The organism is Ferruginibacter profundus, from assembly GCF_054783275.1.
In genome coordinates this window covers 718008-732433 of record NZ_BAAGQW010000001.1, presented here as the reverse complement: position 1 = coordinate 732433, position 14426 = coordinate 718008, and the positions used below count along the sequence as shown (strand labels likewise).

The 14426-nt window shown below is 38.6% G+C and carries 15 protein-coding genes; 7 read left to right on the top strand and 8 right to left on the bottom strand.

Features of this window, described 5'->3' with window-relative positions; genetic code table 11:
- Positions 1 to 92: 92 nt before the first annotated feature.
- Positions 93 to 437, bottom strand: coding sequence for a 50S ribosomal protein L20 (gene rplT, locus ACYVM0_RS02865; protein ID WP_430988941.1), 345 nt, complete (start codon positions 435 to 437; stop codon positions 93 to 95).
- A 47-nt stretch (positions 438 to 484) separates the two neighbouring features.
- The gene (rpmI, locus tag ACYVM0_RS02860) at positions 485 to 682 is read right to left on the bottom strand and encodes a 50S ribosomal protein L35 (RefSeq protein ID WP_430988942.1); all 198 of its coding nucleotides are present in this window, start codon (positions 680 to 682) and stop codon (positions 485 to 487) included.
- 327 nt (positions 683 to 1009) lie between these two features.
- Between rpmI and ACYVM0_RS02855 the strand changes: the two genes are divergently transcribed.
- Entirely contained in the window at positions 1010 to 1879 is an 870-nt protein-coding gene (locus tag ACYVM0_RS02855) for a hypothetical protein (protein WP_460552165.1), read from the top strand.
- Between the two features lie 70 nt (positions 1880 to 1949).
- Here the strand turns inward: ACYVM0_RS02855 and ACYVM0_RS02850 are convergent, their stop codons facing one another.
- Positions 1950 to 2072, bottom strand: a complete 123-nt coding sequence (locus tag ACYVM0_RS02850) for a hypothetical protein (RefSeq protein WP_460552162.1) — start codon at positions 2070 to 2072, stop codon at positions 1950 to 1952.
- Between the two features lie 201 nt (positions 2073 to 2273).
- Here ACYVM0_RS02850 and ACYVM0_RS02845 point away from each other — a divergent pair, with 201 nt between their 5' ends.
- Positions 2274 to 2747 carry a GNAT family N-acetyltransferase gene (locus ACYVM0_RS02845; protein ID WP_460552159.1) on the top strand — a complete coding sequence of 158 codons (474 nt, stop codon included), beginning with the start codon at positions 2274 to 2276 and terminating at the stop codon, positions 2745 to 2747.
- 13 nt (positions 2748 to 2760) lie between these two features.
- Positions 2761 to 3246, top strand: a complete 486-nt coding sequence (locus ACYVM0_RS02840; protein ID WP_460552156.1) for a nuclear transport factor 2 family protein — start codon at positions 2761 to 2763, stop codon at positions 3244 to 3246.
- A gap of 32 nt (positions 3247 to 3278) precedes the next feature.
- Here the strand turns inward: ACYVM0_RS02840 and rluF are convergent, their stop codons facing one another.
- From rluF to thrS, 3 genes are all read right to left on the bottom strand, one after another.
- A complete protein-coding gene (gene rluF / locus ACYVM0_RS02835) occupies positions 3279 to 4037 on the bottom strand; it encodes a pseudouridine synthase (protein ID WP_460552154.1) in 759 nt (252 codons plus the stop codon).
- Between the two features lie 159 nt (positions 4038 to 4196).
- Positions 4197 to 4859: a translation initiation factor IF-3 gene (gene infC / locus ACYVM0_RS02830; protein WP_460552151.1), complete on the bottom strand. Its 663-nt coding sequence runs from the start codon at positions 4857 to 4859 to the stop codon at positions 4197 to 4199.
- A gap of 113 nt (positions 4860 to 4972) precedes the next feature.
- The gene (thrS, locus tag ACYVM0_RS02825; RefSeq protein WP_460552148.1) at positions 4973 to 6916 is read right to left on the bottom strand and encodes a threonine--tRNA ligase; all 1944 of its coding nucleotides are present in this window, start codon (positions 6914 to 6916) and stop codon (positions 4973 to 4975) included.
- Positions 6917 to 7007: 91 nt separating this feature from the next.
- Here thrS and ACYVM0_RS02820 point away from each other — a divergent pair, with 91 nt between their 5' ends.
- From ACYVM0_RS02820 to ACYVM0_RS02810, 3 genes are read left to right on the top strand one after another with little or no spacing between them, the layout of a single operon-like run.
- Positions 7008 to 7448 carry a hypothetical protein gene (locus ACYVM0_RS02820; RefSeq protein WP_460552146.1) on the top strand — a complete coding sequence of 147 codons (441 nt, stop codon included), beginning with the start codon at positions 7008 to 7010 and terminating at the stop codon, positions 7446 to 7448.
- A 6-nt stretch (positions 7449 to 7454) separates the two neighbouring features.
- The gene (locus tag ACYVM0_RS02815) at positions 7455 to 8540 is read left to right on the top strand and encodes a hypothetical protein (protein WP_460552143.1); all 1086 of its coding nucleotides are present in this window, start codon (positions 7455 to 7457) and stop codon (positions 8538 to 8540) included.
- 44 nt (positions 8541 to 8584) lie between these two features.
- Positions 8585 to 9034 carry a hypothetical protein gene (locus ACYVM0_RS02810; protein WP_460552139.1) on the top strand — a complete coding sequence of 150 codons (450 nt, stop codon included), beginning with the start codon at positions 8585 to 8587 and terminating at the stop codon, positions 9032 to 9034.
- Between the two features lie 101 nt (positions 9035 to 9135).
- Here ACYVM0_RS02810 and ACYVM0_RS02805 read toward each other — a convergent pair whose 3' ends face one another.
- Both ACYVM0_RS02805 and ACYVM0_RS02800 read right to left on the bottom strand, forming a co-directional pair.
- On the bottom strand, positions 9136 to 11514 hold the full coding sequence (locus ACYVM0_RS02805) for a TonB-dependent receptor (protein ID WP_460552136.1): 2379 nt from the start codon (positions 11512 to 11514) through the stop codon (positions 9136 to 9138).
- Between the two features lie 112 nt (positions 11515 to 11626).
- Positions 11627 to 12253, bottom strand: coding sequence for a DUF3347 domain-containing protein (locus ACYVM0_RS02800; protein WP_460552134.1), 627 nt, complete (start codon positions 12251 to 12253; stop codon positions 11627 to 11629).
- Positions 12254 to 12419: 166 nt separating this feature from the next.
- Here ACYVM0_RS02800 and ACYVM0_RS02795 point away from each other — a divergent pair, with 166 nt between their 5' ends.
- Positions 12420 to 14408 (top strand): ABC-F family ATP-binding cassette domain-containing protein, encoded by a 1989-nt coding sequence (locus ACYVM0_RS02795; protein WP_460552131.1) that lies wholly within the window; start codon positions 12420 to 12422, stop codon positions 14406 to 14408.
- Positions 14409 to 14426 lie beyond the last annotated feature (18 nt).

Sequence of the window (14426 nt, the reverse complement as noted above, 5' to 3'; positions counted from 1 at the left end):
TTTTACAAATGTAATTGATTGAAAAATATTTATCCATAAAAAAACCGTCCCCAACAAGTTGGGGACGGTTTACTACATTATTGCGCCAGTAATTATTTTACTGAATCAACTAATTTTTTGAATGTTTCCGGTTCGTTCATAGCAAGGTCAGCCAGAACTTTACGGTTTAAATCAATATTTTTAGCGGCTAACTTATGGATGAACTCGCTATAAGTAATTCCTTCTGCTCTTACGGCTGCATTAATACGTGCAATCCATAAACCGCGGTATTCTCTTTTCTTAAGTTTACGGCCTACATAGGCGTAGGTTTGTCCTTTTTCTAAAACGTTTTTGGCAACTGTGTATACGTTTTTACGCTTACCGTAAAAACCTTTGGCAGCTTTTAATATTCTTTTGCGGCGTGCCCTGCTGGCTACTGCATTTACTGAACGTGGCATATTCTAATTTTTTTAAAGTTAATAGTTGTTTCTTTCCTTTGAGGGGCTTATTTCATTCCCAATAATCTTTTTACAAAGTGCATGTTGGCATCTGCAACCACACCGTCCATACGCATATTACGTTTGCGTTTGGTAGATTTTTTTGTAAGAATGTGACGTTTGAAAGCTTTCTGGAAAGTGATTTTACCGGAACCGGTAACTTTAAAGCGCTTTTTAGCGCTGCTGTTGGTTTTAACCTTTGGCATTATATAACTTATTTTTGAGTTACTCCCTGCTGGTGCTCCTGTACGTACAGGAAACTTTTTGAACCTTGTGGGAAATGTTTAAAAAAGAGAACTTTTCTTTTTCGGGCGGCAAAGATAGGGATAAATTGTTAAATATTAACTGGTGAAGGAAGTTTTTGTAATATACTGACCAATATATAACAGGATTTAATTTCTACAAATTTCTGTGTAAGCATATTATTCCGGGAATGCCTTTACTTGATTGCCAGGCTAAAAAAAATATTTTATTAATTGATAATCAAATACTTAACAATATGTTTTGTAATTTCATATTTACAATATTATCAAATGCAATTTAAAATAACAGAGGCTGAAATTGTCAAATTTATAAATGACCATTTTAAAGCAGATAGAAAGAAGCTGATACAAAAGATCAATAATTTCCTAAAAGCACCCTTACCTACCAATGAACTGCAGAAAACGTTCACCCAAAAACTAAAAATACCTTTTAAGGGCCAAACATTTTCTTCCGGTAAAATCAGAAACAATAACACAAAAAAATCTGAAGTAGGTGACATCTCAGATATATGGACCTTCTGTTTAAATACGGATATTAAAGTGGATACTAAAAATAAAAAACTTTTCGACTGGGATTTTGAAGACTATTTAAACACAGGTAAAGAAGTACATCTTTGCAGGTTATGGACAAATTGGTTTTTACCAGTGTATTACCTTGAAACGACCTATGAATTTACTGATAGAAAAAAGAAATTTAATCAGTATGGCAGAATACCCCTGGCGGATAAAAAAGAAATTGAGATAGTGAAGAAGATCATCGGCATTTTAGATAACAAAAACTATATAAAGCTTGATACTTTATTTTTAAATAAGAAATTGAAAGGTATAAGTACTGATTGTTCTGAAAGTAAGAATGCAACTATCTTCGAGTGCTTATTTTCTGACCTGTGTATGCCAACTGAACACATAAGAAAAAGTATCAGGAAGAACAGTAAAACAAACACCCAAAAGCCGGAACTCTCTTTTACAGATTATTTAGATGACCAACGCCAGGTAATATTATCGGAAGCCGAAATTTACCATAATTCGCTCAGTCCGATAACAATTAAGTTTGATAAAGAATATAAAATTACAGAGACCGAAAGCAGGGGTAATTTAAATGGAAAGAAATATAGTACTATAAAAATTAAATACGATTAAGCTGCCTGCAAAATAAAAAACAGGACGCTATCGCTAACGCCCTGTAACAAATATGCTGGTTCAATTATTTTTACATACCTAATGAATTCACTTCGGGTAAGGGTACAAAAAGTGAAGCTACGATCCATATCATTATTGCAATCAATGCAATGGTTTCACCTTTGGTAAGCTCGATAGTAAAGTACTTTTTCATAATTAATTTTTTTATCGGTTTAATAATTTTTTTTAGTTGCTTTCTTTGTAATAATAGACTTTACACTATGCCGCAGGTTTAATAATTCTATCTTTTTGTTTGTTAAAATTTTGTTTACGCCATTTACCACTTGTATAATGCAGCGCTTTTTTTACTGCTTAAAATCTTACTTTTATTTTTTGATTGCAATAAAGAAAAACAATGGAACCAATAATTGTACGGAAAGCAACAGCGGATGACATAGACACTTTACTCCTTTTTGAACAGGGTGTAATTGCCGCTGAACGCCCCTTCGATATTACCTTAAAAAACGATCCCATCTGCTATTATGATATTGAGAATATGATAACTGCTGATCATATACAGTTACTTGTTGCAACATTAAATGATACCGTTATCGGCAGCGGTTATGCCCGTATTGAAAATGCAAAACCATTTTTGAGATACAGGCAATATGGCTACCTTGGCTTTATGTACGTAGTACCCGAATACAGGGGCAAAGGTGTAAATAAACTGATCATTGATGCGCTGGCTTCATGGTCGGCATCAAAAAATATAACTGAATTAAGACTGGAAGTTTATCACGATAATGTAGCTGCAATAAAGGCTTATGAGAAAACGGGATTCGCTAAACTTTTGGTAGAGATGCGGATGGAAATAAAAAGTAACTCATAAAAATAATACCGCCATGATAATAAAAAAAAATACAACAAAACTTTTTGCCGTGTTATCAATTACACTGTTGCTAAACATTGCTGCTAATGCGCAGGAAAAGAAAGTAGCGCAAACGCCGCAGGAATTGTATAACGAAATTGCGCATATGGATAGTGTGATATTTGGGTACTTCAATACTCAGCAGTTTGAACCCTTTAAAGCACTGTTTACAAAAGACCTGGAATGGTTCCAGGATAATGATGGCTTAGTACCTTACAACACGGTATTTAAAAACTTCAGGAACAATTTTAACAGACCCTCTAAATTAACCCGGCAATTGGTAGGTGGCAGCCTGGAAGTACATCCCATAAAAAACTACGGTGCAATAGAAATTGGTGTACACCAGTTTAAGCATATTGAAAACGGGAAAGAAGAAACCGGCACTTTTAAATTTGTAATGATCTGGCAGAAAAAAAACGGGCAATGGAAAATATCAAGAGTGGTAAGCTACGATCACTAAGTACCAGTGTATCGAAATGAAATTTCAATATACTATTCATCCATCCCTTCATGGCCATCGGCAGTTTTGCTGCTGTTGGCTACCATGCTATTGATAACAGTAATTTCAGCAGGCGTAAAATAACGCCATTTACCGGTTTGCAAACCAGCTAAAGTAATGTTCATGATCCTTATGCGTACAAGGGCTTCTACGTTATAGCCTAATGCTTCACACATACGGCGTATCTGCCTGTTCAATCCCTGGGTAAGAATGATTTTAAACCGGTTAGGCCCTTCCTGCTTTACAAAACATTTTTGTGTTACCGTGCCTAATATCTTTACGCCATTCCGCATTTTATTGATAAAATCAACCGTGATGGGTTTATCAACTGTAACAATATATTCCTTCTCATGCTTATTGCCGGCACGTAAAATTTTATTTACAATATCGCCGTCATTGGTTAAAAAAATCAACCCTTCACTCCTCTTATCCAAACGACCTATCGGGAAAATGCGGCTTTTAAAATTGATGTACTCAATAATATTCGTTTTATCCTTTAAATCGGTAGTGCAGGTAATACCTTTGGGTTTATTCAATACAATATAAACAGGTCCGGTATTGTTTTTCCCGGTGCTGTTTTTTTTCCTGATCGGTTCTCCGTCAACAAGCACCACATCTTTTTCGCCTACACGGTTGCCCTTGTGTGCTTCTTTTCCATTAATAGTTACCCGGCATTGCTCAATATATTTATCGGCTTCCCTGCGGCTGCAGAAACCGGTTTCACTGATGTATTTGTTTAAACTAATATCCACTTTTCGATTTCAGATTTATGATTTCAGGTTTGGGATTTCCAAAACCTTTTAAGTAACAACATGAGTGGTAAACCCATAATTAAAAATAAAACAGGGAAGCCGGAGCTTCCCTGTACTGCGTTATTTTATTAGCATAGAAATTAAGTTAATTGACCGATACTAGCCTGCATTATCCGGTGCCGGTGTTTCTGCAGCTGGTGCAGGGGCCGTCTTATCTTCTTTGTGCAACTTACCCAATTCTGATCCTGATTTTTTCTTTTGCGCTTTTGGGGCAAACATTACCAGCATCCTTTTGCCTTCCATTTTTGGCAAGCCTTCCAATGCGCCAACATCCTTTAAGCTATCTGCAAATTTCAACAGTAATAACTCACCACGTTCTTTAAACATGATGGCACGGCCTTTAAATTGTACGTGTGCTTTTACTTTATTACCATCAGATAAAAACTTTTCGGCGTGTTTTACCTTGAACTCAAAATCATGATCATCGGTATTAGGCGTAAAGCGAATTTCCTTAACCTCACTGGTTTTGGATTTTGCTTTCATCTCTTTTTTCTTCTTCTTCTCTTCGTACAAAAATTTATTGTAGTCGATGATCTTACAAACCGGCGGATTAGCACCTGGTGAAATTTCAACAAGATCCAATACCTGTTCTCTTGCAATTTTTACAGCTTCTGCCGTAGGATAAATACCAGGTTCAACATTATCCCCAACCAAACGTACCTCCGGTACTTTAATCATGTGATTGGTTCTGTGTTCCTGTTGTTGTTCTTTTTTAAAGCGGGGATTAAACGCTCCCCTGGGCGGCCGTGGAGGAAATGCCATTTACAGTTTTTAATTTACAATGTTGTTTGTTTGTATAACGAAATTATTATTTCGTTTGTTTGGTGAAATTATTAATTCGCTTTTTAGAAGAACGAAATAATAATTTCGATGTACTACATAGAACGCTCTTTTATTTCTGCCGAAATTTCTGTGATAAATTCATCCAGGTCTTTTGCACCTAAATCTCCTTTACCTTGTCTTCTGATTGATGCTTTGCCTTCATTCATTTCCTTTTCACCGATCACCAGCATATAAGGTACTCTTGCTAACTCTGTATCCCTTATTTTCTTACCCACTTTTTCGTTGCGGTCATCAATCTCTGCACGAATATCAGCATTTTTTAGCTTTTGCAAAATAGTATTTGCATAATCCATGAATTTATCGCTGATAGGCAAAATCTTAACCTGCAACGGAGCCAGCCAGGTAGGGAATTTTCCTGCAAAATGTTCCAGTAAAAATCCAATGAAACGTTCATGAGTTCCCAATGGGGCCCTGTGAATGATCAATGGCACTTCGGGCTGGTTATCTTTATTGGTAAAAGACAATTTAAATTTCAGTCCCGAATTAAAATCTACCTGGTTGGTTGCCAATGTAAATTCCTTGCCTATCGCACTCCATATCTGCACATCAATCTTGGGGCCGTAAAAAGCCGCTTCGTCCTGTACCTCCACAAAAGGAGTATTGGTATCTATCAGAACCTTGCGTACCATATCTTCGGTTTCTTTCCAAAGCTCAGGTTCATTTACGTATTTCTGGCCCAGTTTAGCAGGGTCGTGCAAAGAAAGCCTCATTACATATTTATCTACACCAAATATCTTGAAGTACTTGATATACATTTCATTAACTGCCTTGAATTCCTGCGCAAACTGTTCCCTGTTACAATAGATATGAGCATCATTCATGTGCAGGCAACGCACCCTCATTAAACCAAATAATTCACCACTTTGTTCGTACCGGTAGCAGGTGCCGTATTCTGCAATACGATAAGGCAGGTCCTTATAGCTCTTCTGATCGGTATCAAAAATCTTGTGATGATGCGGACAGTTCATAGCCTTGAGGTAATATTTTTCCCCATCCATTTCCATGGGAGGAAACATACTATCTGCGTAATAAGGTAAATGCCCGCTGGTTAAGTACATGCTTTCTTTAGCGATATGCGGTGTAACCACACGTTTGTAACCTGCTGCTGTTTCAGTTTCTTTAGCCAATTTTTCCAACTCTTCAATAATGATGGTTCCGTTTGGTAACCACAATGGCAGACCTGGCCCCACATCATCATCCATGGTAAAAATGCTCAGCTCTTTACCCAGCTTACGATGATCTCTTTTTTTAGCTTCTTCCAGCAAAGCCAGGTACTCATCCAGTTCTTTCTGGTTAGGAAATGTTACGCCATATATCCTTGTCAGTTGTTTGTTCTTTTCATCCCCTTTCCAGTAAGCCCCTGCAATGCTCATCAGCTTAATAGCTTTAATGGCACCGGTAGCAGGGATATGCGGCCCACGGCACAGATCTGTAAAGCTGCCCTGTGTATAGAAAGTAATGCTGCCATCCTGCAGGTTCTGCAGCAGGTCGAGCTTATACTCATCTCCTTTTTCGGTGAAATACGCTACGGCTTCTGCCTTTGATTTTTCAGTGCGCAGGTAGGTATTATTTTGCTTTGCTAATTCCGCCATTTTCTTTTCCAGTTCCAGCAGGTCTTCCTCTGTTAATTTGCGGTCGCCTAAATCAATATCATAGTAAAACCCTTTCTGCAAACCATTATCAATAGGCGGGCCTACCCAAAACTTTGCGCCGGGGAATTTATCTTCTACTGCTTCCGCCATTAAATGTGCGGAAGAGTGCCAGAAAGTTGATTTCGCATCTTTATCATCCCACGTGAGCAATTGTAATGAAGCATCATTATTTATCGGGCGTGTGGCATCCCACACTTCTCCGTTAACACTTGCAGCCAATACTTTTCTTGCTAATCCTTCACTGATGGATTTAGCCACATCCAAAGCTGATGAACCCTGTTCATATTCCCTGACAGCCCCATCCGGTAATGTAATCTTTATCATATCTTTATATGCCTGCCTTAAAGCAATGCAGGCTGCAAATTTAACGAACTATTAGCTAAGGAAAAATTAATCTAAAATATCTTTGTAAATAATGAGGAGAATATTGGTGTTGTTTGTTTTTTTATTGTTTGCAGGAAAAATATTTTCGCAGGATCTGGTTGGAGAATGGAAGGGGTCTTTTACCAATGAGCGTTATGCTTATTACGGAGGTGGAAATACGATTATAAAACTCTATTTTAGTAAAATAAATGACAGCACATTTAAGGCATTTAGTGTGACCTATACAGACGACAAAAAGAACAAGGATTCGGCAATATGTATTTTAACCGGAGGATTTTCAGAAAAAAATATTTTGTATTTAGAAGAAACACAAGCAGTAAAACCTTATTCCGGCGAAGACTCAGTCACTTGTTTCCAGTTGATGAAGCTATCCTATTATAAAAGAAAAAAACAGCTGGTATTAAAAGGTGACTGGGGTTCAAAAATTAATGACTGTGGTTATGGAAGTATTAGTTTAATTAAAAAGTTATAAGTGAAAATGAAAAAATTTATACCCTTATTTTTAGCAGCAATATTTTCTGTTTCTTTTGCATTTGCACAGGAGTTTAAAGGCCAATGGAAAGGGCAATTTACAGATAACAGCTCTACATTTTTAGGCTGGGGTGGCGAACGTTGTGATTATGTGCTGGAACTGGAGACAAATGGTAACGATGTTACCGGTTATTCCTATACCTATTTTAATGATGGTGGCAAAAGATTTTACACCATTTGCAGGCTGAAGGGTAAAATAAATAAAAGAGAAAAGTATATTGAAGTAACGGAGGTAGAGCGTACCAAGACCAATGTACCCAATCACATCCGTAATTGTTTCCAGGTACATAAGCTCACTTATTTTAAAAAGGATGATGTGCAAACACTGGAAGGAAGCTGGTCGCCGGCACCCAACCAGGAAGGTGATTGCGGTTATGGCACTACGGTTTTGTCGAGAAGGGTGTTGAAAAAAGAAACCCCGCTTTTTAATAATGCCACCGCAAGAAATATTAAACCGGAGAAGAAACCCGGCACCAAACCGGCTACCAACTTTGCTGATAAAAATAAACCGGTAACGCCTCCTCTGGTAAACAATATCGCCAAACCTCCGGTTACGCCCCCGGCTCCGCCTGTAGTAAAAACAAATCCGCCGGCAAAACCAGAAATTAAAACACCTGTCGATCCGGTAGCGAAAAATGACCCCGATATCACCAGGCAGCGGCCGGATGCGAATTTTGAAAAACGCAACAGCAATTTCATTAAAACCATTGAACTGGATAATGAAACTTTTAAAGTAGACCTGTACGATAACGGTGATATTGACGGCGATAGTATTTCACTTTTTTTTAATGGAAAATTATTGCTTTCTCATAAGCGCCTTTCTGATAAAGCGATCAGCCTTACCCTGAATACTGAAGATAACAGGGATGTAAATGAGCTGGTAATGTATGCTGAAAATTTAGGTGAGATTCCCCCAAATACGGCCTTAATGGTTGTTACTGACGGTACTCATCGTTACGAGGTACGTATTACATCCGACCTGGAGAAGAGTGGCGCCATTCGTTTTATACATAAACCCAAACCTGCACAATAAAATATCAATAGCGGCGTTAGTACTTAAACCAATATTGTTTAGTGATGAAAAACCTCATTACCACGTCCGTACTTTTTGTGGGTATTGTAAGCAGCTGCTTTATCTCTTCATGCGCCAAAAAAGATACCAGTACCAGTAAACCCAAAGAAGAACAGGTTATAGGCACCTGGTCAATCAACAGGATACAACTGAAGTTGTATTACAGTGGGTCTTTTTACAAAGACACCATTATTCCCCAGAAGGCACTTCCTAAAAACTTTGTTCAATTTGATGCCGGAGCCAGTTTTATGTACTGCTTTAATAGCGCAGCTGTTAACAGTGGAACTTACCAATGGAAAGGTGCCGACTCTTTAATTTCTACTACCCCATCAACTATATACCGCTGGAAAATGTTGACACTTACTGATGTTTTATTCACCGTAATGAATACATCAACCAATGACCCCGCTTTTCCGGGAGCTAAAGTGGAAACCTACCAAACGTTTGTACGTTAATTAAAATAGTTCTTAATCCGAACTCTCACAGTAAACTGCATCCCTACATTGGGATGCTTTTTTTTATGCATCTGACGGCATGGAGCCGTACAGACACCTGCCTAAAATTTAAAGTTCCAGGTTACGGCCGGAATGATCGGGAATAAAGAGACCTGCTTGGCCTGTATAGTAAGGCTGCCATTATAAGCACTGCCGCTTTGGTCAAAATAAATAAAGTAAGGATTTTGCCTGCTGTAGGCGTTATATATACTGAACACCCATTCGCTTTTCCATTTGCGTTGTATATTTTTCTTTGGGGTGAGTATAGCAGAGAGATCGAGACGATGATAGGCAGGTAAACGATATTCATTAATACGGCTATACTCCTGCGTTAGTACGCCTCCCACTATATAAAAACGTTGTGGCAGAGTAGCCGCATTACCGCTTCCGTAAACAAAAGATGCAGACAGTTTCCATTTTTTGCTGAGCTCGTACATGGCTACTATACTCAGATCATTTCGTCTGTCGTATTTGGCAGGATATTTTTCGCCAAAGTTTAAAGCCGCAAATTTTCTCCACGTCCAGCTTAAGGTATAACCCACCCATCCTGTTAACTTTCCTTTGGTTTTATTAATAAACAATTCACTGCCATAGCTCCATCCTTTTCCAAACACAAAAAAATTCTCTGTATCCTCTAATGTATTCGGGGTATACCCTTCTTTATATTCAATCTGGTTCTCCATTTGTTTGTAATACAATTCAACCGAAGTTTCGTACATGTTATCCTTAAAATTTTTAAAGAGTCCGGCTGCGTACAAATAACTGATCTGTGGTTTTACTTTATAGGTACTGGGGACCCAGATATCTGTGGGTAATGTTGTGCCGGCGTTGCTTACCAAATGGATGTATTGCAGGTTTCTTGTTACTGATGCTTTTACAGAGGTTTCATCATTTAATGCATAGCGAATTGTGATCCGGGGCTCCAGGCCGCCGTAGGTTTTTACAGCTTGTCCGCCTTTATATACAGTACTATCCAAACGATTGCCATTATCGTCTGTTTTATAGATTTTATAAGCACCGATCTGTTGAAACATGCTGTATCTTAAGCCTGCATTGATTTTTACTTTATCGCTTATTTCCCAGTCATCCTGAATATAAGCCGCAGCCTCGTTGGCAAATTTTGTTTGTGCGTTATTGGGTTTAAACACTACCGAATCCTGTTTGCCGCTAACAACAGAGGGAGTGAATTTATGATAGGTGAAAATGCCGCCGAATTTTATTTTGTGCCCTGTAAAAGGATACAGGTCAAAATCCTGTTTTAAACTAACATCTCTGATACCCGAAGCCAGTTTTATTTCAAAATTATTTTGCGCAGCTTTAAATGCAAAATTATAATCGTTGTACACAGCTGTGGTATTACCAAAAAGTTTATTGTTGAACACATGGTTCCAGCGCAAGGTACCGGTAGCATTTCCCCAGGGAATATTTACGTTTAAACTTTGCCGGCCATTTACAAAATCAAAAACATCTCTGCCGAAATAGCCACTCAGGTATAACCGGTCTTTTTCGGAAAAGCGATAATTCACTTTTGCATTCAGGTCGTAAAAATAATAACCCGAACCATAGAACTGGCTTGTTTTTGAAATGAATGGTTTTGTTAAAGCATCAATATAGGTTCTTCTTGCAGATACAATAAACGAAGCCTTGTCTTTTTTTATCGGGCCTTGAATAGAAACACGTGAAGCAATTAAACCCAGGCCACCTTCTACCTGGAATTTCTGGTTGTTACCTTCCTTCATGGAAATATCCAGCACGCTGGATAAGCGGCCGCCATATTGTGCAGGCATTCCACCTTTAATGAGCGTAACATTTTTTATAGCATCCGAATTAAAAATAGAGAAGAAACCAAATAAATGCCCGGTATTGTAAACCGGTGCATCATCTAATAAAATTAAATTCTGATCGGGGCCACCGCCACGTACGTATAAGCCGGCACTACCCTCGCCTGCGTTGCGTATACCCGGCAACAACTGAATCGTTTTCAGCAGATCTACTTCGCCTAAAAAAGCAGGAATAGATTTGATCTGTTCAATAGGTAAAGTAAATTTCCCCATCTGGGCATTCTTTACATTTGCATCTCGTTTTTTTGATGATACAACCACTTCCTGCGACAGGGCAATCCTGGGCAGCACATTAAAATTTAATTGTTTATCGCCATCCAGTTTTACAGCAATAATTTTAGGCTGATACCCAATATAGGAGCAGATAAAAAAATACTCCCCGGCTTCTAACGTGATAGAATAAAATCCATACTGGTTACTGCTGATGCCTTTTGTTATTCCCTGTACTGCAATGCTGGCACCAATCAGCGTTTCTCCATTTAATGAATCCCGTACATAACCACTGATAGTGTACCTGGGTATTGCAGGCGACGCTTTTTCCTGTGCCGTAATACATAAAGGAATTAAGAGTACAAGAAGCGTTAAAAACTTTGTTTTCATGTGTATATATCTATGGTCTTTTCGTCACATGGAATTCGCCGGCAATAGTCATTTCTGTTAGTCAGCTTTTGCTTTGGGCTCATTTCATAATATCAATGGAAGCAGAACAATTTTACTTAGCAATGATAGAATCTTTATCTTCTCCGCAATGCAGCATTTCGCTGCCATGTGTGGGATCATTTTTACCCAGGTAAGGATTCGTTCTTGCGTCGCCGGTTTTGGTATCCAGCCAGTAAGCTTCTTTATTTCCGTCAAATGCCATCGGGCAATTTTGCCAGTATATTTTTTCGCCTTTATAATTGATGGCCTTTAGCAGCGAATACATCTGCTGGTTCACCTGGTTAAAATCCAAACGCATTTCCTTAAGTACAGATTGTGAAAGCAAACTCACTGCATTCGATTTCACATCACTTATCAATCCTTCAACTGTACTTACCGGTGCTGTAGTATCTTTTTTCAATTCGTCCAGCTTAATGGCTTCAATTACTTTTACCATTGCGCTGCAGGCCGATTTAACTGTAGCAGTATCAGCTTCCACAAATGCTTCTTTCATGCTGAAGTAAGACGCCAGCATTGCTTTTATCGACGAGTCAAATGCCGGTGTAGCAGATTTTATTTCCAGCTTTTTGGCTTGTTCTCCTTCAAATCCCCCGCCTTTATTAGTGGCAAATTTATACCATACATACCCCGCAATTGCTAAAATAACGATCAGTAAACCCAGGAATATCTTCTTTATCATATCAGAAAAATTTCAACAAATTTACGATATAACATCGTTTACTTTAAAATGTTTGTTGATTAGCGTACTTTTGCAGCCTTTTCGTGAATGGTGAGTTGTCGGTCGTGAGTAATAAAGCGCCTGGCAGTTCTCAGCACTCACGACTGACAACTCACAACTCACTATTATGCTTTTAGGATTACAGAATGTAACATTTGAATTTGGCGCAAGAACTATTGTGGAGGATGCTACCTGGCATATTCAACCTAATGAACGTATAGGTTTGATCGGGTACAACGGTACCGGTAAATCTACTTTGCTTAAAGTACTTACGGGCCAGTACAGCCCGGCTAAGGGAACAGTGGAAAAAGGCAGGGAAACCACCATTGGTTTTTTACACCAGGATCTGCTGGGTTTTGATACCGAAGATTCTATTTTGGAAGTAGCCATGGGCGCTTTTGAAAGAGTAAAACAATTAGAAAAAGAACTGGAATTACTGGGCCTTGAACTGGAGAAGACCGGCGATGAAAGTTTAGCTAATAAATATGCCGACCTGTTGCATGAAATGGATGTATTAGACGGTTACAGTATCCACCACAGAACAGAAGAAATTTTACAAGGCCTTGGCTTTGCCAATGCTGACCTTGGAAAGCAATATAAAAACTTTAGCGGGGGCTGGCGCATGAGGGTATTGCTGGCTAAAATGATCTTAATGAATCCGGATGTATTGCTGATGGATGAACCTACGAATCACCTTGATCTGCCGAGTATTGAATGGCTGGAGAAATACCTGATACATTACCCGGGTGCAGTAGTGATCGTATCGCATGACCGTTTCTTTTTAGACAGGATGGTGAATAAAATTGTAGAGTTATACCAGAGAGAATTACATTTTTATACCGGTAACTACACTTACTACGAGCAGGAGAAAGCCTTGCGTATTGATATGCAGCAAAAGGCTTATGAAAACCAGCAGGATTATATCAGGCAGAATGAAAGATTTGTGGAGCGCTTTAAAGCAAAAGCCAGTAAGGCTGCCGCTGCACAGAGTATTGTAAAAAGACTGGAAAAACTGGAGCGTATTGAAAACGTGGAACTGGAACGCCCTAATATGCGTATTAATTTTGCTATTGATAAAATACCCGGGAAAATTGTTGCTACCTTAAAGCATGTAAGCAAGAGTTTTGGCGATACCAAAATACTGGAAGATACCGGTGCTGAAATTGATCGTGGTGATAAGATTGCATTGATCGGTGCGAATGGTAAAGGAAAATCGACCCTGTTGAGAATTATTGCCGATACTGAACCTTTTACTGGTGAACGTGAATGGGGGCATAATGTGGAAGAATCTTTTTATGCGCAGCACCAGTTAGAAGCGTTGAATCAGAACAACGATATTTTAGAAGAACTAAAAGAAGCCCGTAGCGGTAAAAATGACCTGGAGCTGAGAAGTTTGCTGGGCGCATTTTTATTTAGCGGCGATACAGTGGAAAAGAAGATTAAAGTATTGAGCGGAGGAGAAAAAGCAAGGGTGGCTTTGGCAAAAACCATTGCCAGCAAAGCCAATTTTTTAATGCTGGATGAACCTACGAATCACCTGGATATTCATTCGGTTGATTTATTGGTAGAAGCTTTGAATAAATATGAAGGCACAATAGTGCTTGTAAGTCACGACCGTTATTTTATCAGCCGTATTGCCAATAAAATATGGGACATTGATAATTATAAGATAAGGGAATTTAAAGGCACGTATGCTGAGTGGGAAGACTGGAAAGAAAGAAAAGAAAAAGCGGATGCCGCTGCATTAAAAGCCGAAGGCAATAATAATAAACAACAGGCAGCAGGCACCGGGCAGCAGGCAAAGGAAAAGAAGGCGAGTACCACTAATCAGCCGGCGGCCACTACTCAAAATACTGGTATTGATAAAGAATTAAAAAAGGAATTACAAAAACAAAAGAACCGCTTTCAGCAATTAGAAGAAAAGATTGCGCAACTGAACAAAAAGAAGGCAGAACTGGAAGCGGCACTTGCTACACCGGAAATTTATAATGATAAGAACAAGTTTTCTCAAACGGAAGCAGGTTATAAAAATGCCACTGCTGAATTAAAACAATTGAATGCAGAGTATGAAGTTGTTTTTGAAAAAGTAATGGAGCTGGAGGAGAAAATAGGTTGATCTCCAGAATATTTCTAG

What these genes read in the sequence shown, in the direction of transcription:
- ACYVM0_RS02850 (WP_460552162.1), bottom strand. Translation starts at nt 2,072, where the DNA reads ATGAAAAAGTACTTTACTATCGAGCTTACCAAAGGTGAAACCATTGCA.
- ACYVM0_RS02800 (WP_460552134.1), bottom strand. Translation starts at nt 12,253, where the DNA reads ATGATAAAGAAGATATTCCTGGGTTTACTGATCGTTATTTTAGCAATT.
- ACYVM0_RS02810 (WP_460552139.1), top strand. Translation starts at nt 8,585, where the DNA reads ATGAAAAACCTCATTACCACGTCCGTACTTTTTGTGGGTATTGTAAGC.
- thrS (WP_460552148.1), bottom strand. Translation starts at nt 6,916, where the DNA reads ATGATAAAGATTACATTACCGGATGGGGCTGTCAGGGAATATGAACAG.
- ACYVM0_RS02795 (WP_460552131.1), top strand. Translation starts at nt 12,420, where the DNA reads ATGCTTTTAGGATTACAGAATGTAACATTTGAATTTGGCGCAAGAACT.
- ACYVM0_RS02820 (WP_460552146.1), top strand. Translation starts at nt 7,008, where the DNA reads ATGAGGAGAATATTGGTGTTGTTTGTTTTTTTATTGTTTGCAGGAAAA.
- ACYVM0_RS02855 (WP_460552165.1), top strand. Translation starts at nt 1,010, where the DNA reads ATGCAATTTAAAATAACAGAGGCTGAAATTGTCAAATTTATAAATGAC.
- ACYVM0_RS02815 (WP_460552143.1), top strand. Translation starts at nt 7,455, where the DNA reads ATGAAAAAATTTATACCCTTATTTTTAGCAGCAATATTTTCTGTTTCT.
- ACYVM0_RS02805 (WP_460552136.1), bottom strand. Translation starts at nt 11,514, where the DNA reads ATGAAAACAAAGTTTTTAACGCTTCTTGTACTCTTAATTCCTTTATGT.
- ACYVM0_RS02840 (WP_460552156.1), top strand. Translation starts at nt 2,761, where the DNA reads ATGATAATAAAAAAAAATACAACAAAACTTTTTGCCGTGTTATCAATT.
- ACYVM0_RS02845 (WP_460552159.1), top strand. Translation starts at nt 2,274, where the DNA reads ATGGAACCAATAATTGTACGGAAAGCAACAGCGGATGACATAGACACT.
- rpmI (WP_430988942.1), bottom strand. Translation starts at nt 682, where the DNA reads ATGCCAAAGGTTAAAACCAACAGCAGCGCTAAAAAGCGCTTTAAAGTT.
- infC (WP_460552151.1), bottom strand. Translation starts at nt 4,859, where the DNA reads ATGGCATTTCCTCCACGGCCGCCCAGGGGAGCGTTTAATCCCCGCTTT.
- rplT (WP_430988941.1), bottom strand. Translation starts at nt 437, where the DNA reads ATGCCACGTTCAGTAAATGCAGTAGCCAGCAGGGCACGCCGCAAAAGA.